The organism is Microcoleus sp. Pol12B4, assembly GCF_036701385.1.
Classification (GTDB): domain Bacteria; phylum Cyanobacteriota; class Cyanobacteriia; order Cyanobacteriales; family Microcoleaceae; genus Microcoleus.
On sequence record NZ_JAUBQR010000037.1, the window covers coordinates 1 to 23,866 of the forward strand.

The window sequence follows — 23,866 nt, forward strand, 5'->3', positions numbered from 1 at the left end:
CGTCGCTGTAAACATCTTCGGAAAACGAAACTTCGTCACTTTTAGAAAGATTTTGAATGCGGGCGGCTTTGTTGACTGTAGTGCCAAAATAGTCGATCGAATTATTAAGATTTACCAGCAAAGCCGTACCTCGGTGAATGCCAATCCTGACTTGAATCCATTCTTGTTGTTGGCGAGTGGAGTTATACTCTCTCAAACAGACTACAGCACCAGCGGCAGCCATAATTGCTTGTTCGTTGCTGATAAAGGAAGCCATGACGGCATCGCCGATGGTTTTAATGACTTTACCGCCAAATTTCTCGATCGACTCAAAGAAAATTTCAAAATGATCGCGCACAATATTGTAAGCTTTGGTATCTCCCAGTGTTTCGTACATTCTGGTAGAACCAGTAATATCAGTAAACATAATAGTAATCGCGCGAATCTTGACTCGCTCTCTTTCCGAGATTACTTGATCGCCGAACAAACGCTTATAATCCGGGTGATGAAGCAGTTGCATTCCTGACAGGCGTAGGGGCAGTTGTTCTAGTGTCAATTCATCTGGCAATTCATCTGAATGCAAAATCAGCCCCGACAAATTGTGTTCGGTATTAGTTAATTCTATCTTGACTTTTCCCGGACGCACGGCAAGCTCTTTTTTGTCAAAATCTGGGCCTGCCAACTGCTGGAGTTTAATTTCTTGTATCTCTTCTGTTTTTTCGCCTTCAACCTTTAAAATCCCTTTAGCTAAAGTCAGGGGACAGCAGTAGCGGTATCGACCTTCTTCTAAGGTGACAGTCTCGGATTCGGTGCAGTATAAAGGCGTTACCAGTTGCAGTTTGTTCTGGAGTACGGGAGGGGGAGCGCAGACTGGCCGCAGTTGCGGGTCTTCGATTTCTTTGTTCAGGGAAAAAGTAACTTCGACGCGATCGAGCAAATCAATTTTAAACTCGCGATCGCACATCGGGCAAAAAGACATTTCTGATGTGTCTGCCAAATCCTGAAATTCTTCTGTAATCATGTTGCAGTGGGGGCAGTGAATATCCCAGTGCAAGTCGAAGGCACCGGCTTTCACTCCGTGCAGAAATTCGGAAGTAATTTTTTTAATATTCTTGACTGTATCCCCTGCGACGTAGTAAGGGTTAATCCGCAATCTCTGCAAAATGTGGGAACCGATTAACCATTTTTCGATTTGGTCGATCGTTCCTTTGCTAGAATTAGGACGTTTTTTAAGCTGTTCTAATTTTTCTTTTAATAGTTCGATGTTCATTATTGGCTTGCCTCTAAGCGTCAGGGCAAGAAATTTACAAGGATTATGATGTGTGATTTGCTCGTCGGGTCTGTTCTTGCCTGAGAATTTTGATGAGTTTGCACTTGTGCGGATGTCCCTGATGTTTGTAAATCTTAACAAATTAGCAGCATAAAGGCTATGCCTATTTAGGCAGAGCGATATGCAACTTGTAATAATTCAAAGTGCGAGCGCTGCATCGGTCTACAGAAATAGGTTAAATCTCGGTAATTAAGAATGGGAAATTGGCAATTGGGAATTGACAATGGAGAATGGGGAATTGTCAACCACCAAGCAGTGGCTAATGACTAATGATTAATGACTAATATCAATTCCCGCTGCGCCGGAATGATAAGTAGTCAGACAGAATTAATTACAAAAATACATAGTATAATGATATTTGCGGCAAAATTATGAGTTAATTACAGTTTCATATGATGTTTATCAGAGAAATAAACCCTCTTTCGTCTAAATTGCTACAACGAATTCATCGCCAAAGCCGACATCATCAGGTACGTCAACGAGCACATTGCCTCATATTAGCTTCGCAAGGAGTAAAAAAAGGAGAGTTAATGAATATTTTTCAAATAAGTTATAAGACACTCTATAACTGGTTCAATCGGTGGGAATTAGAAGGAATGCTCGGACTTTATAATAAACCAGGAAGAGGTTCTAAGCCACTATTTAACTCTTGGCAGAAAGCCCAAATTAAAGAGTGGGCTAAACAATCACCAAGGCAATTAAAAAATGTTAGCCAAAAAGTTCAAGAAACCTGGGGCATAACTCCCAGTACAAAAACAATTCAAAGAATACTAAAAAGTCTGAACATGAGTTGGCATCGCATGCGTAAAGGAGTGGGAGGAAAGCCTCCCTCCCAGGAATATCAAGATAAAAAGGCACAATTAGAAGAATTAAAGCGATTGGATGATGAGGGTAAAATTGATTTATATTACTTGGATGAAACGGGATTTTGTATGATTCCTTGTGTCCCCTATGGCTGGCAGGAAATCGGAGAATATTTAACAATTCCTAGTCGTCGTAGTCAGCGAATGAATGTACTAGTAATCATGAATCGAAATAACCATCTTGAAACTTATATTTCCTCTCAAAGTATTAATTCAGATGTAGTTATTGCCTGTATTGATGCTTTTTTCCCCGCAGTACATAAGCCAACCGTGATTGTCACAGATCAAGCTTCTATTCATACCAGTGATGCTATTGTTGACAAACAAGAAGAGTGGAAACAACGTAATATTACTCTTTTTGAGTTGCCTTCTTACTCTCCAGAATTAAATTTAATTGAAATTTTATGGCGGTTTATTAAGTATGAATGGATTGAGATATCTGCTTACAAGAGTTGGGGAACTTTTGTTACCTCTGTGGAAAAAATCCTGAAAGAATTTGGAGAAAACTATGTAATTAATTTTGTCTAGCTACTTATCAACTCCGCGCGGAGAAAGTCGGGCGTAAAGTCGAATCAAGCTGCCAACAAATAATTCGCGCAATTTTCATTTTTTTGGCTCACAGTCAACAATCAACACTCAACATTCAACAATCACGGATCGATATAACAAAAAAAAAGAGGGAATTTCCCCTCTTTTAATTACACTAACTGCGATGTTATTCTTCCGTCGCAGGAGGGATTTCTTCCTCTACATCTAATACTGCTTCGGGTGCTGCTTCAGGTGCTGCTTCCAGTGCTACTTCGGGTGCTACTTCGGGCAGATCCTCTTCCATTGCTGAGGGCACATCTTCGAGTTCGTCGGAGAGGTCTTCATCAACATCGATGGAGTCTACAGGAATGTCTATGCCTGCTTTAGCTTGCTTTTGAGCCAGCATTTTCTCGCGGAACTTAGCTGCCATTTCCTCAGCTTTTTCGTATACCAATTCGCGATTTTTGACCATCGCGCCCGGTTCCGGTTCCAACTGCTTGGTGGAGAGAGAAATCCGGCCCCTCTCGGCATCCAAGTCAATGATCATCACTTTCACTTCATCGTTGACATTGAAGACGCTATGAGGCGTATCGATGTGATCGTGTGAAATTTCCGAGATGTGCAACAAGCCGCTGACGCCGCCGATGTCGATAAAGGCACCGTAAGGCTTGATACCGCGTACTGTACCGATGACGACTTCCCCGACTTCGAGGCGGTTCATCTTGCGCTCAACTAAGGCGCGACGATGACTCAACACTAGGCGGTTGCGGTCTTCGTCTACCTCTAAGAATTTTAATGGTAATTCTTCGGCGACTAATTCTTCCTTCGGTTTGCGGGTACTTATATGAGAACCGGGAATAAAGCCTCGCAAGCCTTCTATTCTCACGAGTGCGCCGCCGCGGTTGGTGGCAAATACTTGCGATCGTACTGTGGCATCTTCTGCTTGCAGTTGTCGCACTCTTTCCCACGCCCGCATATACTCGATACGCCGGATGGACAGGGTTAATTGTCCGTCTTCATTTTCATCGGTTAGAATGAAAAATTCTCGGGTTTCGTTTGATTGCAATACCTCTTCTGGGCTTTCGACTCGATTGATCGACATTTCCTGAATGGGAATGTACGCTGCTGTTTTAGCACCGATATCAATCAGAGCGCCCCTGGGTTCTATACTAAAAACTGTACCCGCTACTACATCGCCCGGGCTAAAGTGATAGTCATATTTATCAAGTAGGGCTGCAAAATCTTCGTGAGTAAAGCCGATGTCTTTGACTGTGGTTTTGAGATTGACCATGCGAATAGTTTCCTAGGATTTCTCTCCTTCATGTTTTTCGTTTGTGCCGGCAGATATTCGAGATTTTGGTTAAAAAGCGATTAACTTTTTTCAAAATCTTTTACTAAAGTCAGTTTTTGCTAACTTTTGCCGGGTGCAACTGCACACCAGCGCTTGCCATTACTGTTACTCCATACTCTGTGTTAAAACGTTTAATCTTAACATTCCGAGTCAAGTAGACTATTATAACTTACACGCATACTGGTTTAAAATTAATTTAAGCGAGCTTAGCTGGGAGTAGCGCAGGATGCTGGGCTTTCTCGATCGACTGCTTCCGAATCCGGCAAATCTGCGTCAAAACTTGTCCCTGTTTCTGTAACTTCAGCTTCGTTGAGGGGATTCTGAAGGTGATTTAGAGTATCTACAAAATCTCGGATGCCTCGAAATTGGCGATATACGGAGGCAAAACGGACATAAGCAACTTCGCTGAGCGGCCGCAGGTGCAACAGCACCAGTTCCCCAATTTCTGAACTGGCGATTTCTCGGAGCGATCGACCTTGGAGTTGCGCCTCGATTTCTTCGGCTAGGGTTTCGAGATGCCCGGAAGACAAACCTGTTTTTTCGCAGGCGCGAATCAATCCCCTGACTAATTTTGACCTGTCAAAAGATTCGCGCTTGCCGTCGCGCTTGATCACCGTAATCGGTACAAATTCTATGCGTTCGTATGTTGTGAAGCGGTGCTGGCAGCTCAAACACTCACGCCGCCGACGGATGCTTTGACCTGATTCGGCTGAACGCGATTCTAAAACCCGGCTATTTGTGTGTTGGCAGGAGGAACAGCGCATGATTGCTGATTTTAACAGGCATTGCCAGCAAATTGCCATTCATCTAACCGCCTGGGGTCTGATGAATGGCTGGACTAGAAAAATCACTTAGCACACAGGGGTGAAATAGTCCCGCACCAAATTAGATCACTATGATGCGGGCTAACCCCAGTCCGGTTCAAGATATTTTGGACTTGCTGGAGGCGTATAGCTAATTATTTGCCAATCCGGGGAGGTTCCCGAAAGGCGATCGCAAAAAATAGTACGCCTATGGCTAAAGCCAGAATCAAAATGTAAGCAACACTTTCCATGTTAAATTTTCCCTATCTTCCCTTGCCGTATTATTTTATCTTAATTACTGGTTTTATTATTAACTAAAAAAACCCGGTTTCTTGAAGAAACCGGGTTTTTTTACACCGGGGAAGTTTCCCGGCTAGCCAGAGGCTGGCGAAATCTAGAGAGGTTCTTCTCTTCTGGTGGTCACGTCGCCCAGTTTTTGGAACAAGCCCCACTCGACTTGTTCTTCCATGTCAGCCTCAACCCCAGCAAACACGTCGCGGAAGATTGTCCGAGAACCGTGCCAGATATGGCCGAAGAAGAACAGCAAAGCAAAGCAAACGTGTCCGAAAGTGAACCAACCGCGAGTCGAAGTGCGGAAAACGCCGTCAGAATTCAAGGTTTCGCGATCGAATTCAAACACTTCACCTTTTTGAGCAGCGCGAGCAAACTGCTTAACATCTAGAGGATTATTAAAGGTTTGACCGTTAAGTTCGCCACCGTAGAAGCTGACGGTAACTCCGCTTTGTTCAAAGCTGTATTTTGATTCAGCACGGCGGAAGGGGATGTCAGCGCGAACGACCCCATCTTTGTCCGTCAAAATCACTGGGAAAGTTTCAAAGAAGTTGGGGAGGCGGCGAACCGACAATACCCGACCTTCGCTGTCAGTAAATACTGGATGGCCCAGCCAAGATTTAGCAATACCGTCGCCATTGACCATCGCGCCCGCCCGGAACAAACCGCCTTTAGCAGGAGAGTTGCCCACGTAGTCGTAGAAAGCCAATTTTTCGGGAATTTGTTCGTAAGCTTCTTGGAAGCTTTGGCCACCGGCCAAGCTAGCTTGAGCTCTGCGATCAATTTCTTGTTGGAAATAGCCGCTGTCCCACTGATAACGAGTCGGGCCAAAAAGTTCGATCGGAGTCGCAGCAGAACCGTACCACATCGTACCTGCAACCACAAAGGCTGCGAAGAACACGGCAGCGATACTGCTAGAAAGTACAGTTTCGATATTCCCCATCCGCAGGGCTTTGTAAAGACGTTCCGGCGGCCGCACTGTCAAGTGGAACAAACCGGCAATTACGCCGACTACGCCCGCTGCAATGTGGTGAGCCACGATGCCGCCCGGATTGAACGGATCGAAGCCTTCAGGGCCCCAAGAAGGCGCCACAGGCTGGACGTGACCGGTCAGACCGTAGGGGTCGGACACCCACATTCCCGGCCCAAAAAGTCCCGAAAGGTGAAATGCGCCGAAGCCGAAGCAGAGCAAGCCGGAGAGGAACAGGTGAATGCCAAACATTTTTGGCAAGTCGAGGGCTGGTTCACCGGTGCGAGGGTCTCTGAAAAGTTCTAAGTCCCAAAATACCCAGTGCCAAACTGCTGCTAAGAACAGCAGGCCCGATAGAACGATGTGAGCGACAGCGACGCCTTCAAAGGACCAGAAGCCCGGATCGACGTTACCTTCGCCCGTGATGCTCCAACCGCCCCAAGAACCCGTAACTCCCAAGCGAGTCATGAAGGGCAACACGAACATCCCTTGACGCCACATCGGGTTCAGAACTGGGTCTGTGGGGTCAAAAACTGCTAGTTCATAAAGGGCCATTGAGCCGGCCCAACCTGCCACGAGGGCAGTGTGCATTAAGTGTACAGAAATCAATCGGCCTGGGTCATTTAAGACGACTGTGTGTACGCGATACCAGGGTAGTCCCATTGACTGCGGTTCTCCAAGGTGTAAGTGATGATGTCTATTTTTACGGAAAAATCAGATTCTGAATCCCCAGCAGTTACCTGCAGGGTTTAAACTCTGCCTTTTGCCGACTGCCATCTACCTTCAAAGGTGGAGGCATAAAAATGAAAGTTATTTAAAGAAGTGTATCGAGTGTTAGAACCGATTGCAATATGTTGAGCATTACATTAGTTGCGGGTTGCCCATTTCGCAGCGGGCGGCGATCGTCCCGAGGCGTTCGAGGACTTGCTCGGCATCGATCAGTCTGGTGAGGGTGACGTTGCCGATATTTTTGGCGGGATCGGCGGGATCTGGACGGACTGCTGGTTGGACTTCTACCATGAGTACGGCGTCTTCTACGCGGTAGAGCCACATTTTTTCGTTGCGATCGGAAAGACAGAGGTTGAGCTGTTGGATGTCCGGCGCCCGCCTCCAGGCGGCGTGACTCCACTCGCCGCCGACGCCCCAAACGCGCCCAACTTTCCAGCCGTCGGATAAGAAGAAGTATTTCACTTGTGTACGCTTGTTGAGATTTTTTTGTCTAACATAGCGCAAAACTGCCTAATTACGGAATTATTGAACCGCGAAGGCGCGAAGGAAGAGTAGAGAAGAGGTAGGTAATCTTCTAGCTGTTGGGGATAAATTTACCTAATTGTGAGAGGGGTTTCTGTCTGGTCGATCGGCAAAATCTCCAATCTTAGATTTTTCAAGTCGAGTGTAGTTCCCAGCATTTCGAAGGGGAATACTCATCACATTGGCTCGCTTGGGTCAGAAAGTTCTAACCATTCAAATGTGTATTGGGGCTCTAGCAAGGTTGTGGTAATTTTGCTCTTTTGCTCGCTGGCTGTCGATCGCATTATCGAGCATAATTTTAATCGCGATTAATCTGCCTGAATTTGAGCCTAATCAACCAGCTAGATTCAGATTAAACCCGACCTCCGTCCAAGTTCATCTGCGGTTAAAAATACCCCATGAATATTTTTGCCAAAAACCAAATCCCAAAACGATCGACATTACTGCTAAAATAAAGTACGAGTCCTTGCCGCTCAAACGCAGACCATGACCGCACAAACTCCAGTACAATTCCAAGACAGTTTCGACATCATCGTAGTAGGTGGCGGACACTCCGGCTGCGAAGCCGCCCTCGCCACATCTCGCCTCGGCTGTCGCACCCTTCTCCTCACCCTCAACCTCGACAAAATTGCGTGGCAACCTTGCAATCCCGCTGTCGGCGGCCCGGCTAAAACCCAACTCACTAACGAAGTTGATGCGTTAGGCGGGGAAATTGGCAAAATGGCTGATCGCACCTACTTACAAAAGCGCGTCCTCAACGCTTCGAGAGGCCCCGCAGTGTGGGCCCTGCGAGCACAAACAGACAAGCGGGAATACGCCGCTGTCATGAATAATATTGTTGAAAATCAAGAGAATTTGACCATCCGCGAAGCGATGGTAACAGACTTAGTTTTGGGCAAAAATGAAGAAGTAATCGGAGTCGAAACATACTTCGGCGTCGCTTTTGAATGCAAAGCAGTAATTCTGACTACAGGTACTTTTTTAGGTGGCACGATTTGGGTGGGCAATAAGTCGATGCCCGCCGGACGTGCGGGAGAATTTGCCGCCGTTGGCTTGACGGAAACTCTCAATCGTTTGGGCTTTGAAACGGGCAGGTTAAAAACTGGAACTCCGGCAAGAGTTGACAAACGTACTCTCGATTACACCAACCTGGAACCGCAGCCGGGAGATGCAGAGGTTCGCTGGTTTAGTTTCGATCCAGAAGTTTGGGTCGAACGGGAACAAATGCCTTGTTATTTGACTCGAACTACGCCAGCTACCCATCAGTTAATTAGAGACAATTTGCACCTTTCTCCAGTCTACGGTGGCTGGGTTGATGCGAAGGGGCCGCGCTATTGTCCGAGTATTGAAGATAAGATTGTGCGGTTTGCGGATAAGGAAAGTCACCAGATTTTTATTGAACCGGAAGGTAGAGATATTCCTGAACTTTATATCCAAGGATTTTCTACTGGTTTACCGGAAAGTTTGCAATTGCAAATGCTGCGGACTCTTCCGGGTTTGGAAAAGTGCGAGATGATGCGCCCTGCTTATGCTGTGGAGTACGATTATTTGCCGGCAACTCAGTGCTTTCCAACGCTGATGACTAAGAAGATTGAAGGGCTGTTTTGCGCGGGTCAGGTGAACGGTACAACTGGATATGAGGAGGCTGCTGCACAGGGGATTGTGGCGGGGATTAATGCAGCCCGGTTTGCCAAAAATCAGGAGATGATTGTGTTTCCTCGCGAGCAAAGTTATATCGGGACTTTGATCGATGATTTGTGTACGAAGGATTTGCGGGAACCTTACCGGATGTTGACTTCGCGATCGGAATATCGGCTATTATTGCGATCGGACAATGCTGACCAACGCTTGACGCCGCTGGGACGGGAAATTGGTTTGATTGACGATCGTCGCTGGGAGTTGTTCGATCGCAAACAAGCTAATATTGTGGCAGAGAAGGAACGCTTGTACTCGACACGGGTGAAAGAGCACGAGGAAGTAGGCAAGGCAATTTTTGCAGACACTCAACAAGCGATTAAAGGTTCAATTACTCTTGCTGATTTGTTGCGGCGTCCTGGTTTTCATTATGTGGATTTGGAACGCTACAATTTAGGCAATTCTAGTTTGAAGTTGGCTGAGAAAGATGGTGCAGAAATTGACATCAAGTATTCCGGCTACCTGCAAAGACAGCAAAATCAAATCGATGACATTGCCAAACACGAACGCCGACAATTGCCTGCAGATTTGGATTACATGGCAATTACAACTCTCTCCAAAGAATCGCGGGAAAAGTTGGCTAAGGTGAAACCGCTGACGATTGGCCAAGCTGCCAGAATTGGTGGGGTAAATCCGGCTGATGTTAATGCTTTGTTGATTTTTCTGGAAGTGCGAAACCGTCAGCAGCCAGTGGGTGTAGGTAAATAAGCTGAACTAGAGGTGTCTCAAGGCTGCCTTCAATTTTATGAAATAGCAGTATGAAAAAGTGTGACTATTGTGGAAACACTATTTTGTTCGGCGGCTTTCATATTGATGAATATAGATTCTGGACCTTGCTGATTCACGGTATGAATCAACTTTTCGCTTGAAGTTACAAAAGTCACCATACTGGACTTAAAAAACTTCCGAAACCTTGAATTTATACCTATATTCAGCAATGTCACAAAAAAGGAAAACTGGCAGAATGTCAACTCTAATTGATGAAATTCTGCCAGTATATTGTAGATATTTATAAATCCTCGAACCAAGCCTGAATTTCGCAAATATTCCGCATAAGAATTAGCATTCATTGGTGGTTCAAACCTCCCCGAAATCTCCACCAGTGTTGCCACCCTCAAAGCCTTAGAAGAGCAGCTAGATGCTTTGCTGTACGCTTATATACGCGCTCACTGGTGGAACTAGGGAATAGAGCGGAATTTGATATTGGGCGATCGTTGCACAACCGGCTATATAGTCATTCCCCAACTTCCATAAAGAGTGCGAGAGAGAGGAGGAGACAGTGAGAGGGAGAGGGGGAGAATTGGGAAACACAGTTAAATTCATCCGTGTATCCGTGCCCTTCTTCCTTCTTCCCTCTTCCTTCTTCCTTCCTTTAATGTGCCCAGAGAATCACGCCAGCTTCATAAGGACTGCTGAGATTATCGTGCTTCGGCAAAACCCGCAGCGACAAACCTTGCAAACCACTAGAAGTATAAGTAATGTCAGCCGTATAAAGGCTAGCATTGTTAGCATCTTCTCCCAAATACTCCATCACCACCGGCACGCCGCCGACAATATCTCCGTTAGCATCAACCGAACCTTGATAAAGTTCGACTTGCACGTCTGCAGGCGTCAATCCCATCAGATTAATTCGAGATTTAACAGAGATCGACTGATTGACCTTAACTTCCTTATCCTGGGAAATATCAACAGCCTCAATCTTAATATCCTTCCACTTCGCGAGAACGTGCTTCTTCCAGTGAGACAATTCCTTGGCCGGAGCACAATTATCCGAAGTCATCGTGAAGAATCGATCGCTCACTGGGAAATAAGCCCGTCGCGCGTAATCTTTCACCATCCGAGCCGTATTGAAGAAAGGACAGTTCAAGCGAATCGAATCCTTCATTTTCGCCGTCCAACCGCGGGGAATTCCATCAGCATCCCGGTTGTAAAATAGAGGTACAACTTCCTTTTCCATCAAGTCGTACAAAGCATTCGCCTCGACTTCATCCTGATACTTAGTATCTTCGTAAAATTCCCCATGTCCGATCGGCCAACCGGTACGAACATAATCAGCCTCATCCCACCATCCGTCAAGAATGCTGAGATTCGGCAAACCATTCATCGAAGCTTTCATCCCGGAAGTACCCGAAGCCTCACGCGGGCGGCGCGGCGTATTCAGCCACACATCGCAGCCAGACACCATCATCCGAGCGACGTTAATGTCGTAGTTCGGTAAAAACACCATCGAGCTCATCGTCTCGTGCTCGCGGATGAAGTGAACGATATCTCGAATCAATTCCTTACCCGGAATATCCATCGGGTGAGCCTTCCCAGCAATCACAAACTGCACGGGGCGATTTTGATCCCGCATGATCCGCATAATTCGATCGACATCGCGCAAAAATAGCGTTGCCCGCTTGTAAGTAGCGAAGCGGCGCGCAAACCCGATCGTCAGCACCTTCGGATTGAGTGCCTCCCGCGCGTGTTCGATTTCCGTTTGGGCCGCACCGCGCTCGCGCAAAGTCTTTTCCAGCCACTCCCGCGCGAACACCACCAACTCCGATCGACAGCGTTCGTGATTGCGCCATAGTTCCTCATCAGGAATTGACGACATTCTGTCCCAGAGACGATCGTCCTTGCGAGTCATTTCCCAATCCGGGCCGAGGTATCGATCGTACAACTCCTGAGTAGACTTCGCCACACAACTGCGAGCGTGGACCCCGTTGGTAATCGAAGTAATCGGTACTTCTTCCTGCGGCAAACCCGGCCACAAACCCTGAAACATCGGGCGCGACACCACACCGTGCAAAGCCGCCACCCCGTTGACAAAACTCGACATTTTAATAGCCAAAATTGCCATATTCAGAGGCCCGGACAAATCGCCAGTATTCTCCCGGCCCAATCCTAAAAACTCATCTTGCGACAAGCCAAATATCTTGGGATAGTGACTCAGATAGTGCATCACCATATCCGGCTCGAACAAGTCAAACCCAGCAGGTACCGGCGTGTGAGTCGTAAACATACTGCTCGAAACCACCACCTGTTCCGCTTCTACGAAACTCAGGTGATATTCCTCCATCAGCATCCGAATGCGTTCCAAAGCCATGAAAGCCGCGTGGCCTTCATTCATGTGATAAGCCGTAACTGTCAGCCCCAATGCCTTGAGCATTTTCACGCCGCCGATGCCCAGCATGATTTCTTGGTGCATCCGCAGAGTTTTATCACCGCCATACAGTTGGTCGGTAATATCTTGGTCGTAGCGACTGTTAGGTTCAATATTTGTATCCATTAGGTACAAAGGAACCGTTCCCACTTGTACCCGCCAAATCCGGGCATACACCTTGCGGCCGGGATAGTCCACCTCAATCCGCAATTCCGAACCGTCGGGATTGCGTTCTGGGTGCAGCGGCATATTGTAGAAATCATTGAGCGGATAGCGTTCTTGCTGCCAGCCGTCGGCGTTGAGATACTGCGAAAAATAACCTTCTTGGTAGAGCAGGCCGACACCGACTAAGGGCAAGCCCAAATCACTAGCTGATTTGAGGTGGTCGCCTGCGAGCACGCCCAAACCGCCCGAATAGATCGGTAGGGCTTTAACTAAGCCGAATTCCATCGAAAAGTAAGCGTAGCATTCCTGCTGCTCGGTGCCGCGCTGTTTGCGGTACCAGGCCCGGTTTTTGAGATAATCGTCTAACTGCTGGGCTGCTCGGTTCATTTGGGCAATGAAGCCTTCGTCTTCTGCCATTTCTTGCAGTCGCTCTTGAGATATGGTTCCGAGCATCAGCACCGGGTTTTGGTTGCTGGAGTCCCACAGGTCTCGATCGAGGCGGCGGAAGAGGTCTTTGGTATCTACGTTCCAGTCCCAGTGCAAGTTGTAGGCAAGCTTGCGTAGGGGTTCGAGAATTGTCGGTAGCGAAGGGGAAACGTTAAATGTGCGAATTGGCTGCATAGACAAAGCCTTTATGTTGGGGTAGCGATATTTTCCTCTGTCTTTAGGTACAAGTCCGTTATTCTGCACACTATTTTAAGTTTTAAGCTGCGGGGGGCAATCGCGATCGACCATCATTAAGCACGCGACGCCGTGCCGTGTCCCTAAGCAAGCTAAGCTTTTAACTGCCGTGGCGGGATTTAGGACTTGATGCCCCTGAGCTGACAATTTCTCAAGTTAAAGCGCTGTATCACCCTTGGGGCAAGAATCTTAACGAATTGCCCGACAACTTTTGCCCGCTGCAGCGCTTTAGCAGTGATGAGGTTGCAGGTGTAGCGGAGGAAAATAAGTCGCGAGAGTAAGATTCGCGGTCAAGAACCATAACTAATAACTAATGACTAATTAAGCAATTTTCACTTTAGTCAACTGAGAATTTACCAACAGTTTGCTAGCATCGCCAGCCGAGAGGGCAGGGCTGAAATAATAACCCTGAATTTCTTGACAGTGCAGTTCGCGCAAACACTCCAACTGCTCTTTAGTTTCTACTCCTTCGGCTACTACGCTCAAGTTCAAATCTCGCCCCAGGGTCGCTACAGCCTTGGCGATCGCCCGTTCGCAGGGATCGGTCGTCAGTCCGCTGACAAACGACCTGTCTATTTTTAAGATATTCAAGGGAAACTTTTTGAGATAATTTAGAGAACAATAACCCGTGCCGAAATCGTCCAGCACAATCTGCACTCCCATGTTCTGCAACTCCCTGAGAACTTTGGTGGTATAATCTACATCTTGCATGGCTGTCGTCTCGGTAATTTCTAACTCTAAATACTTGGGTGCTAAACCGCTTTTTTCCAAACATTTGGCTACCATTTCTAATAAATTAAATTGCTGGAACTGCCGAGCCGAAACGTTGACTGCTACCCGCAAATCTGGCTGCAAAGCATCCTGCCAAGCTTTATTTTGAGTGCAGGCTGTTTGCAGCACCCATTCCCCAATAGCTACAATTAATCCGTTATCTTCGGCGATCGGAATAAATGTAGCGGGAGTAACTAAACCTAATTGTGGATGTTGCCAGCGCAGCAGGGCTTCCATGCCCTGAATTTCCCAAGTAGTGATGTTGACTTTTGGCTGGTAGAAAACCTCAAATTCTCCCTGTTCTAAAGCCTCGTGCAGCCTGTGTTCTATAGTTAGTAACTGGCTGCCTTGGGGATTAATTGTTGAAGTATATAACTGATAGTTATTTCTTCCCATTTCTTTAGCGTGGTACAAGGCAGCATCGGCATTTTTGACTAAAGTTTCGGCATCTTCACCATCATCTGGATAAAGGGCAATGCCGATGCTGCTGCTAACATGAAACGGTTGTCCTTCTAGTTTAAATGCTGGCTTTAAATTGTTGAGTATTCTTTGAGCTGTTTTAACTGCATCTTCTAAGCAATTAATATCGGGAAGTAGTATGGTAAATTCGTCGCCTCCCCAGCGGGCAACCGTGTCAGTCGATCGCAAAGTGTCGCTGATGCGTCCGGCAAAACCTTCTAAAAGGCGATCGCCCGCAGCGTGACCTAGTGTATCATTAATCTTTTTGAACCTGTCTAAGTCTAAAAACATCACAGCTAGCATTTTTTTGGTTTTTTTAGCTTCTCTTAATGAGGCCAGCAGCCGCTCGTTAAAAAGTATCCGGTTCGGTAAACCGGTGAGTTGGTCATAAACAGCTTGATAGCGAATAATTTCTTCAGCTTGCTTGCGCTGAGTAATGTCCATCATCGTACCGATCGCCCTTACTGCTTTGCCACTTTCATTACGGATGATATAGCCACGATCGAGCACAAAAACATATCCCCCATCTGCACGGTGAAAGCTGTATTCTTCCGACCAACATTGAGCGTCTGAGTTCATTGTTTGGTTGAAGCTTAACATCACTCTTTCCCGTTCTTCGGGGTGAATATTTAACCACCAAGATTCTAATTCTATCGTCTGAGTTTCGTTGAGTTTGTATCCAAAAACTTTTTCAAATTCTTCGCTCAACCAATACTCATTTTTTAACAAATCAAAATCCCATACGGCGTCATTTGTCGCCCGCGTCAGCAGGTGAAAACGTTCTTCACTTTTGCGGAGTTTTTCTTCGGATTGCACCCGTTCCGTTACATCCCGAAAGCTGAATACTCGACCAGTAATTTTGCCTCCCGTGCGCTGGGGCAACGAGTAGCGCTCGAAGATTCTGCCATCTGTCAACTCTATGAGATCGTAACTTTCTTCTGTGGGGCTATTGGACAGTTCTTTAGCACGATTGAGAAAAATTTCCGGATATTTTAACTGGTTGATTCCAAACCCCACAATTTGGTGGTTATCTCTCGAATCAACCAGCAGATCCGGCAACTGCCACATTTCGGCAAATTTGCGGTTAAAGGTGAGCACTGTGCCCCCACTGTCAACCGCCAAAATACCGTCAGCAGTAGATTCAATGGTTGCTTGAAGCAATGAAAGAGATGTTTCTAGTTCTAACTCTGCTAATTTGCGATCGCTGATGTCAAATGCTGTGATTAATATTGAGGCTTTTTTTTCAAATTTTATAATATCTACAGTTGCTTCAATCCAGCGCATTTTTCCTGTTTTTGCGACTATTATTAATTCATATTTTGACTCTGCATTTGAGCGTGACTGGCTGGATTTACCCCAGTTTTTAACTATTTCTATAAAATCTCGATGAATTATGTCGTATAAATCCAATGCTAGTAATTCTTCGCGAGTATATCCTGTCAGAGCTTCTGTCTGAGCATTGACATAGCGGAACTGTCTGCGGTGATAGATAAACGCAACAGCATTAACAGTTTCTATCAGTTGGCGAAACTTTTTTTCACTGCGCCGCAGATTTCTTTCAGCCCGCTTGCTATCGGTAATATCTTGTGCTATGTATAACTTGCCACTGACCTTGCCTTGACCGTCGCGAATAATTAAAATAGAAAGCTGTACAATTATTTTTTTTCGGTTTTTAGAAAGGTAGACTTTTTCGACGTTGCGGAGAGAACCTTCGACTGTTAAACTTGCTAACTCTAACTCGGGTGGCGGTGATTCAGTTTTCTTAAAAAGTCCAGCTATTGGTTTGCCTAACAACTCTTTTTTAGAGTATCCCAGAAGTTGACAGGTAGCTTGGTTTAACGACAGGATATGGCCGCCCGGGGTGGTCGCAATTATCGAGACGTTCATTTCCTCGCAAATATCGAGAGCATATTCGGCAGTTTGCTGCAAATCTTGGGTCATTTGGGCAATAGTATGCCAAATATCCAGTTCTTTTTTTGGATACAACACTTTTTCTCCTTTTGGTAGCTTGTCATTATCTGTTTCAGACTTCGTCTTAATTAACCTCATAGTCTGGGATAATATATTTACTGTTTTACCCCTAATCAATAATGAGATTAATAAAAAGATAAAAACCAAATAATTACCGATTATTTTTAAGCTAAAATCAGGTTCTTTTATCTGGCTTTCCTGAGACTGTATATAATTGTAATTCGGTAATTTTACTGGCTCAATTGGGGATAATTTATCCAAAAATAATGTGGCGCTTGCAGAAGTAAGGGGGGGAGATGCGGAGCGCAAATAGCTATGTTTTTGAGACCGAATCAAAATCCTTTCTACAAGGAGAGTGCCATGCCCATCTCCTAGACTTGTCGGTAACATTTTTGGATTTTTGCTACATTCCACACCAAAAATAGCAACCGCGAAATATCCCAATATTAATTGAAAAATTATTTTCATTTGCTCTATTTTCTAATTTTAAATACTTTTTTTAGCAATCATAAATCTCAAAACTTTTAGCAGAACTTTCTCTACCATAGGAAAACCCAGCCATCCGAAATTTATGTGGATTTGTAAATTAAATTCTACAAAAACAATAATTTAGCTTTATAACTAATTACAATTTTAATCTTAATCTAAAATATGTCATCAGCCATTGTGCCACAAATTATCCGCCATTCTACCTAGACACCGGGTGGAAGCGCTAAAATTAGATAATTCCCGCAAGGAGGCGACCGGGACTTGTTAGAAAAATAAACAATTAGCTTAAAATCTATGCAGAGGTCCACTAATTGAACCCATGAGTCAGACCATCCCAGAACTCCAAAAAGAAGTCCGCGCGCTGCAAGCAGAAGTTGCCACCCTGCAAGAGGCGCGGGAAAAACTTGCCGTACAGCGCTCAGAGTGCCGAGTGGCAGTCAGTTTTCCCAAAAATAATACTCCTGAAGCCATTGCCGAGTTCCACAAGCAAACTGCTGCTTTTGGGGAGCAGTGGTTACAGCAAATCCAGGAAATTGACCGAGAGACTAAAAATATTGAAAAGCAACTGGAACAAAAACAGGCTGTACTCAATTATAAACAAGGCGAACTAGACAAATTGCTGGCCGGACAGCACTGGCAAGAAGTAGAAAACAACGTTCAAACCGGGGAAAAACGCTTGCAAGCACAAGCTCGTAGAATCAATCAAGCATCAGCGCAGCTAGAGGCAGAAATCCAAGCTTTGAAAGCACTGTACGACCAACTCAACCCGAGTTATTCCGAGTGGTTTCAACAACCAACTCAAATAGTTGAATTTTCTGCAATAACTATTCCTTATGCTTTTCCCAGTAGCAGTGGCTTAATCTTGGATAATAAGGAGATTGAGTGGGATAAAAAGTAGTTTTGACTGGTAAATTTTAAAGGTAAATTAGTGATTTGAATGTCGCCGTCGAACGATCCAATAAGCAAGACAGATTCGACGGCAACATCCCAAGACTTTTACCTGCTTGTTTAAATCAAAAATACAAAACTGCCTCTGGCATAGCTAATTTTAATATTTTTGAGTTTCATTTTTTGAAACAGGTTTATTTGTAACTCTGGTGTCAACCTAAAATCTAAAATATAACAGTTCTGGACGCATCAACCGGGTTTGACGAAAAGACTTTGTTGCAGCCCTCGCTTCTGCTAAAACACCCGGTTGATGAGAGCGAGGAGTGCGTAAGCTCTGTCTAAAATCTCACATAGACTTACTGATGAAACAATTGATTTGGATAGCGCTATTTATTCTAGTTGCGGTAGTGGCTGTGGGTTGGCGTTCTGACTCGTGGCAGCGGTTGTCGGCTGTACCCGAAGTTGGGATCGATCGCAATATCCACACTTCCCAAAACCCGTCTCCCTTAACGCTTCCTGCTGACAAAAATACTTTTTTTCAGCCGCAAATTGACCCATCCAGGCTGTGGAAACACGTCGAGACTTTAGCAGGAGAACGCGATGGAGAACGATCTCGCTCCTTTACTAGAGACTACATTTCCCAACAATTGCAAACGTTAGGATTTTCCGCAGATTTGCAGCGGTTCGATCGCGGAATCAACGTCTTCGCTGAGAGAAAAGGCACTGACTCAAACGCCGGTGCAATTTTAGTCGCAGCACACTACGATACTGTAACCAACTCGCCCGGGGCTGACGACAATGCGACGGGAGTCGCTGTAGTTTTAGAAGTAGCAAGATTGCTGGGTTCTCGGCCCACGCCTCGGACGCTGCAATTAGCATTTTTCGACCGGGAAGAAATGGGACTTTTAGGCAGTTTAGCATTCACCGGTAGCGACGCGCGGTTAAAAAAATTGCAGGGAGCGATCGTCCTCGATATGGTAGGTTATGCCTGCCGCACGCCCGGATGCCAGCAATATCCCGAAGGATTAACAGCGCAACCTTTTCTAGAAGCATCGGGGGTAAAATCTCCCGATAAAGGCGAGTTTATCGCTGTGATTGGGGATGCGGAACATCCGCTGCTATTGAAAAGTTTTGCGGAGTCCGGAAAAGCCGATTTACCGACGGTGGTGGCGCTGCCGGTTCCCCTAAAAGGGTTGCTGACTCCCGATGTTTTGCGGAGCGACCACGCGCCTTTCTGGTATAAAGGAATTGGTGCTGTGTTGGTGACTGATACTGCAAATTTGCGATCGCCCCACTATCACCAATCTAGCGATACATTAGCAACTATCGATCGACCTTTTTTCGCCGGTTCTGCTCAAATTGTTGTTAATGCCACGGCTAAATTATTGGAAATTAGGTAATTAATAATCGGTAATTCTACTCGTTACCAGGCTCTGCTTGGTAACGCATATGCAGAGGCTCTGCCTCGAATTTTCCCACGCCAAGCAAGCGAGGCAGAGCCTCTGGAAATCGGTTCCTAGGCTCTGCCTAGGAACCAGCTAAATAACAAATAAGTAATAACAAATAAGTAATAATAAATGACTAACAAAGAAAGCCTGCAACGGCATTTACTGCAACTAGACAATCGAGGCTACAAAGCCTACAAAGACATTCAAGGTAGTTACGACTTTTCGGAATTTCGATTAATTATTGATTACGTGCAGGGAGATCCGTTTGCTTCTGCCAGTAAATTTAGAGTCATAGTTCCCCCCAACATTGCTCAAATTCCTTGTCAACTTTTCAACTCTCGCTGTCGAGAAATAGCCCTCAGAGATTACCTAACTCGCCAGTTTGACAAAGCAGCACACAGCATCAGCAGCAAACGCGGCACTGGGAAAAGCGGTTTGATTGCAGTGACTGGCTTCGGACAAGAAGTTTTAGAGCGAACTTCCGCATTTATTATTTCCTCAAATACATCCGATATCGAAGATTTAGGAGGAGTTGAACTGCGATTTGCCGTCGGACTTCCAGCGGGCGGACGTAGTATTTTAGGGCGACAAGCTGCTGAAATGTTGTGCGAAGATATTCCGCAAATTGTCAGTAATTCTCTCAAATATTCTCACTTAAATGCTGCGGAATGTCGCCATCACGTTGAAACTGTAGAAGATGCTGACTGGCTGCAGCAGCAGTTAGCTGAAAACGGATTAGTTGCGTTTGTGGCTGACGGTTCTATTTTGCCCCGCCGCACGGGTGTTGACGATCGCCCTTTGTTAAATAATGCTGTGGCTTTTCAGTCGCCGCCGTCGTTAAAAGTTGAGTTTAATTGTCCGAACCTCGGTTTGATTTCCGGTATGGGTATTCCCACTGGCATTACTTTGATTGTTGGAGGCGGCTATCACGGCAAATCAACTTTACTCAGGGCGATCGAGTTGGGAGTTTACAACCGAATTCCGGGAGATGGTCGGGAATTTGTGGTGGCTAATCCGGCGGCGGTTAAAATTAGAGCGGAAGATGGCAGGAGTGTGGCGGGAGTTGATATTTCGCCTTTTATTAACCACTTGCCGCAAGGTAGAGATACTGTACAATTTTATACTAAAAATGCGAGTGGCAGTACGTCGCAAGCTGCTAATATTATTGAGGCTTTGGAAGTGGGGAGAATACCTGTTTTATTGGTGGATGAGGATACGGCAGCGACGAATTTTATGATTCGCGATCGCCGAATGCAGGAACTCATCGCTAAGGATAAGGAACCGATTACGCCGTTTATTGATAAAGTGAGACAATTGTATACAGATTATGGCGTATCAACTATTTTAGTAATGGGGGGAAGTGGCGATTATTTTGATGTGGCAGATACTGTGATTTCAATAGATAACTTTCAAGCATATAATGTGACGGAAAAAGCTAAAAAAATTGCTAAAAATTACTCAATTAGTCGTGCTGATGAAGGGGGAGAAAATTTTGGTGAGATTACTCAAAGAATGCCGATTCCTGCTAGTTTAGATCCGAGCCGGGGACGCCGATATGTGCGGGTTAAGGTGCGGGATGTTGATGAATTGGCGTTTGGAACTGATGATATTGATTTAGGTGCTATTGAGCAAATTGTTGACAGCGGACAGTTAAGGGCGATCGCAGCAGCAATGGTTTATGCTAAGCAGCAATACATGGACGGAAAACGCACTTTGTCGGAAATCATAGATTTGGTGATGGCAGATATTGAGGCCGAGGGGATGGATATTTTATCGCCTTTTCCTGAAGGGGATTTTGCCATGTTTCGGCGGTTTGAATTAGCGGCGGCAATTAATCGGCTTCGCAGTTTGTCGGTTGTTGCTAAGTAGACTTGCTTAATATAAGTATTGTTGTCCTACTTTTGATATGCTGACAAAAGTGAGTGCAAAAACCGCGATTGAAGTATGACAGCCAATATAGGACAACTGACTGCTTTAAGCGATCGACCGTATTTAGTATTAAGCAATCAAGGCGAGGTTTTACAGTTAGAGTTAAAACAGCAGCAGCACGTATTGGGCCGCGATCGCACTCGTGCTGATTTAGTCATTCCCGAACCCTGGCGCGCAGTTTCCGGCGTTCACGCTGTTTTGCGCCAAATTGGGGATAATTACTGGATTTACGACGGTGACGGGCACCGGCCGAGCACTAATGGCTTATTTGTCGATCGCACTCGCATCACTCCCAATGACGGTTATTGTTTGAAAAACGGCACAGAAATTAAAATCGGTCTCGATCCTCAAAATCAAGTTTTGCTGACTTATTTTAATCCGCTGGCGAATCAGGTTGCTGTCCCTAGCAAGCAGTCAATTCTTCTTAAGAATCGGTCGGTTTTGTTGGGTCGCGATCCAAACGCTTCGCTGCAATTAGATGCGCCGCTTGTTTCTAGACGCCACGCCACAATTGACCAAGACAGTCGCGGCAATTATATTTTGCGAGACCACAGCGTTAACGGGGTTTTTGTGAACGGTCAGCGAGTCACAAATTCTATACAATTGTCCGATGGAGATGCAATTCGGATCGGCCCGTTTACTCTAACTTACCGCAGCGGTGAGTTGGAGATGCAAGACTCCGGCAATCAAATTCGTTTGGATGCTGACAGTCTGGTGATTCCAAAGCGTTTGGATGGGATAAAATTAGCGATCGAACCGGGGCAGTTTGTGGCTTTAGTCGGCGGTAGCGGCGCTGGCAAATCTACTTTAATGCGGACGCTTTTAGGCATTGAAAAAACTACTAACGGCGCTGTGTTTCTCAACGGCGACAACCTGCGCCAAAACTTTAATATTTACCGCAATCAAATCGGTTACGTGCCTCAAGATGATATTGTACACGCAGATTTGACAGTAGAAGAAGTCTTGAGTTATGCAGCTAAATTGCGCTTACCTCCCGATACAGATGTCAAGCAGGTAGTCGCCAAAACTTTAGAAGATATTGAAATGACTCACCGTCGCAAGGCTTTGGTAAAACAGCTTAGCGGCGGACAGCGGAAGCGGGTCAGCATCGGAGTTGAACTGTTAGCAGACCCGAAACTTTTCTTTTTAGACGAACCGACTTCAGGACTCGATCCGGGTTTGGATAAGAAGATGATGCAACTGCTGCGAAAGTTGGCAAATCAAGGCCGGACGGTGATCCTTGTGACTCACGCGACGGCAAATATCACGATGTGCGATCGGATCGTTTTTATGGGTCGCGGCGGACGCCTTTGTTACTTCGGCCCACCTATAGAAGCGCTCGATTTTTTCGATGTCAAAACAGGCGATTTTGCAGACATTTACAACGAATTAGAAACAGGAGAAACCAACGTTCAAAGCTGGGCAGAAAAGTTTAATAAATCTCCCTACTATCAGCGCTATATTGTCAACCACTTCAGCATCGGCAACCCCGGTGGAAAAACACCCTCTGCACCTTCTGTGCCAAAATCTGTATCTTTTGTAAAACAACTCGTCTTGCTCGCCCAGCGCTATTTTCAGCTTATTTCCCGCGACTTAGTTAACTTGAGTTTAGCTCTTTTAACGGCTCCGATCGGCATTAGTTTGCTGCGGCTGGCCGTCAGAGACAAAGACCCGTTAATTGGAGCGCCGGAGGCAACTTTAGCACCTTTGGCGCTCAGAGTTTTGTTTGTATTTACCTGCGCTGCGATTTGGGTAGGACTCGCAACTTCTCTGCAAGAAATTGTAAAAGAATCTGCTATTTATTTGCGCGAACGTTTGGTAAATTTAGGACTGTTTGCTTATTTGGGTTCAAAATTTTTCATACTTTCCGGTTTGGCAGTATTGCAAACGCTGTTAATGGTAGCAGTTATTCTGATTTCTTTTAAATCCCCCGAACCAAGTTTTATTTCCTGGTCTGTGGGAGTAAGCATTACGAGTTTTCTAACTTTGCTGAGTTGTGTCAGTCTCGGATTAGTCGTTTCTGCGATTGTAAAAAATAGCTCTCAAGCTAACAGCGCTTTGCCTCTATTATTGCTGCCTCAGATTATTTTTTCGGGAGTTTTGTTTAAGATGGAAGGTGTGGCGAGCAAGTTTTCTTGGCTGATGTTAAGCCGCTGGTCTGTGGGTGCTTACGGCTCTTTAGTTAATGTGAATGGGATGGTTCCCGCACCTACTACATTACCGGACGGCAGCATACTCCCTCAGCCCTTTGAGCCTACTCCTGTTTACGATCCAACATGGGAAAATTTGGGTCTGAACTGGGGTATTTTGTGCGTGCATATTTTTGTTTATTTGATGTTGACTCTGTGGTTGCAGAAGCGGAAAGATATTCTATGAATTATTGGCTGATGAAGTCGGAACCGGATGTTTACAGTATTGCGGACTTGAAGAGCGATCGCACTTGTACTTGGGACGGCGTTCGCAACTATCAAGCTCGCAATTTTCTGCGAGAAATGAGTCGGGGAGATTTAGTATTTTTTTACCATTCTAATACTAAAATTCCGGGAATTGTTGGGTTGATGCGCGTCGTTGAGACTAAGATTGCTGACCCGACTCAGTTTGATATGAATAGCGAATATTACGATCGTAAATCGCAGTTTGATGCACCTCGCTGGCAAACAGTGAGAGTTGAGTTTGTTGAGGAATTTACCCAATTAATATCTTTAGATGAACTGAAACAAAAGTTTAGTGCGGATGAGATTTGGGTGGTGAGGAAAGGTAATCGGTTATCGGTAATACCTGTATCTGAAGGTGCTGCTGAGAAGATTTTGAAGATGACATAACTATAGCTAAGTAGGGTGCGTCAGCAGAGCAATATTT

The 23,866-nt window shown here is 45.6% G+C and carries 15 protein-coding genes; 7 read left to right on the plus strand and 8 right to left on the minus strand.

The window, feature by feature from the left end:
• Positions 1 to 1,249, minus strand: a 1,249-nt coding sequence (locus tag QUA38_RS07675; RefSeq protein WP_333160593.1) for an adenylate/guanylate cyclase domain-containing protein, incomplete at its 3' end; no start/stop codon positions are given.
• A 452-nt stretch (positions 1,250 to 1,701) separates the two neighbouring features.
• On the opposite strand from QUA38_RS07675, the gene QUA38_RS07680 reads away from it, so the two are divergent.
• Complete coding sequence (locus QUA38_RS07680; protein ID WP_333160595.1) at positions 1,702 to 2,700, plus strand: IS630 family transposase; 999 nt, start codon at positions 1,702 to 1,704, stop codon at positions 2,698 to 2,700.
• 187 nt (positions 2,701 to 2,887) lie between these two features.
• Here QUA38_RS07680 and QUA38_RS07685 read toward each other — a convergent pair whose 3' ends face one another.
• The 5 genes from QUA38_RS07685 to QUA38_RS07705 all read right to left on the minus strand — a co-directional run bounded on the left by QUA38_RS07685 (position 2,888) and on the right by QUA38_RS07705 (position 7,306).
• On the minus strand, positions 2,888 to 3,991 hold the full coding sequence (locus tag QUA38_RS07685; protein ID WP_333160596.1) for a 30S ribosomal protein S1: 1,104 nt from the start codon (positions 3,989 to 3,991) through the stop codon (positions 2,888 to 2,890).
• Positions 3,992 to 4,257: 266 nt separating this feature from the next.
• Positions 4,258 to 4,815: a transcriptional regulator NrdR gene (gene nrdR, locus QUA38_RS07690; protein ID WP_333160627.1), complete on the minus strand. Its 558-nt coding sequence runs from the start codon at positions 4,813 to 4,815 to the stop codon at positions 4,258 to 4,260.
• 194 nt (positions 4,816 to 5,009) lie between these two features.
• The gene (locus tag QUA38_RS07695; RefSeq protein ID WP_006635641.1) at positions 5,010 to 5,105 is read right to left on the minus strand and encodes a photosystem II reaction center protein T; all 96 of its coding nucleotides are present in this window, start codon (positions 5,103 to 5,105) and stop codon (positions 5,010 to 5,012) included.
• 143 nt (positions 5,106 to 5,248) lie between these two features.
• A complete protein-coding gene (psbB, locus tag QUA38_RS07700; RefSeq protein ID WP_333160598.1) occupies positions 5,249 to 6,778 on the minus strand; it encodes a photosystem II chlorophyll-binding protein CP47 in 1,530 nt (509 codons plus the stop codon).
• A 198-nt stretch (positions 6,779 to 6,976) separates the two neighbouring features.
• A complete protein-coding gene (locus QUA38_RS07705; RefSeq protein ID WP_039887994.1) occupies positions 6,977 to 7,306 on the minus strand; it encodes a hypothetical protein in 330 nt (109 codons plus the stop codon).
• A 546-nt stretch (positions 7,307 to 7,852) separates the two neighbouring features.
• Between QUA38_RS07705 and mnmG the strand changes: the two genes are divergently transcribed.
• The gene (gene mnmG / locus QUA38_RS07710) at positions 7,853 to 9,769 is read left to right on the plus strand and encodes a tRNA uridine-5-carboxymethylaminomethyl(34) synthesis enzyme MnmG (protein WP_333160600.1); all 1,917 of its coding nucleotides are present in this window, start codon (positions 7,853 to 7,855) and stop codon (positions 9,767 to 9,769) included.
• Positions 9,770 to 10,433: 664 nt separating this feature from the next.
• Here mnmG and glgP read toward each other — a convergent pair.
• Together glgP and QUA38_RS07720 are read right to left on the minus strand one after the other, a co-directional pair.
• Positions 10,434 to 12,992 carry an alpha-glucan family phosphorylase gene (gene glgP, locus QUA38_RS07715; protein WP_333160629.1) on the minus strand — a complete coding sequence of 853 codons (2,559 nt, stop codon included), beginning with the start codon at positions 12,990 to 12,992 and terminating at the stop codon, positions 10,434 to 10,436.
• 381 nt (positions 12,993 to 13,373) lie between these two features.
• On the minus strand, positions 13,374 to 16,271 hold the full coding sequence (locus tag QUA38_RS07720; RefSeq protein WP_333160602.1) for an EAL domain-containing protein: 2,898 nt from the start codon (positions 16,269 to 16,271) through the stop codon (positions 13,374 to 13,376).
• A 790-nt stretch (positions 16,272 to 17,061) separates the two neighbouring features.
• Between QUA38_RS07720 and QUA38_RS07725 the strand changes: the two genes are divergently transcribed.
• The 5 genes from QUA38_RS07725 (at position 17,062) to QUA38_RS07745 (ending at position 23,829) form a co-directional block, all read left to right on the plus strand.
• Positions 17,062 to 17,640, plus strand: coding sequence for a hypothetical protein (locus QUA38_RS07725; RefSeq protein ID WP_333160604.1), 579 nt, complete (start codon positions 17,062 to 17,064; stop codon positions 17,638 to 17,640).
• A 352-nt stretch (positions 17,641 to 17,992) separates the two neighbouring features.
• Positions 17,993 to 19,030, plus strand: a complete 1,038-nt coding sequence (locus tag QUA38_RS07730) for a M28 family peptidase (protein ID WP_333160606.1) — start codon at positions 17,993 to 17,995, stop codon at positions 19,028 to 19,030.
• 177 nt (positions 19,031 to 19,207) lie between these two features.
• Entirely contained in the window at positions 19,208 to 20,947 is a 1,740-nt protein-coding gene (locus QUA38_RS07735; protein ID WP_333160608.1) for an ABC-ATPase domain-containing protein, read from the plus strand.
• Positions 20,948 to 21,022: 75 nt separating this feature from the next.
• Positions 21,023 to 23,383 (plus strand): FHA domain-containing protein, encoded by a 2,361-nt coding sequence (locus tag QUA38_RS07740; protein WP_333160609.1) that lies wholly within the window; start codon positions 21,023 to 21,025, stop codon positions 23,381 to 23,383.
• Positions 23,380 to 23,829, plus strand: a complete 450-nt coding sequence (locus tag QUA38_RS07745; RefSeq protein ID WP_333160611.1) for an EVE domain-containing protein — start codon at positions 23,380 to 23,382, stop codon at positions 23,827 to 23,829. The genes QUA38_RS07740 and QUA38_RS07745 overlap by 4 nt, the downstream gene beginning before the upstream one ends.
• Positions 23,830 to 23,866: the final 37 nt, after the last annotated feature.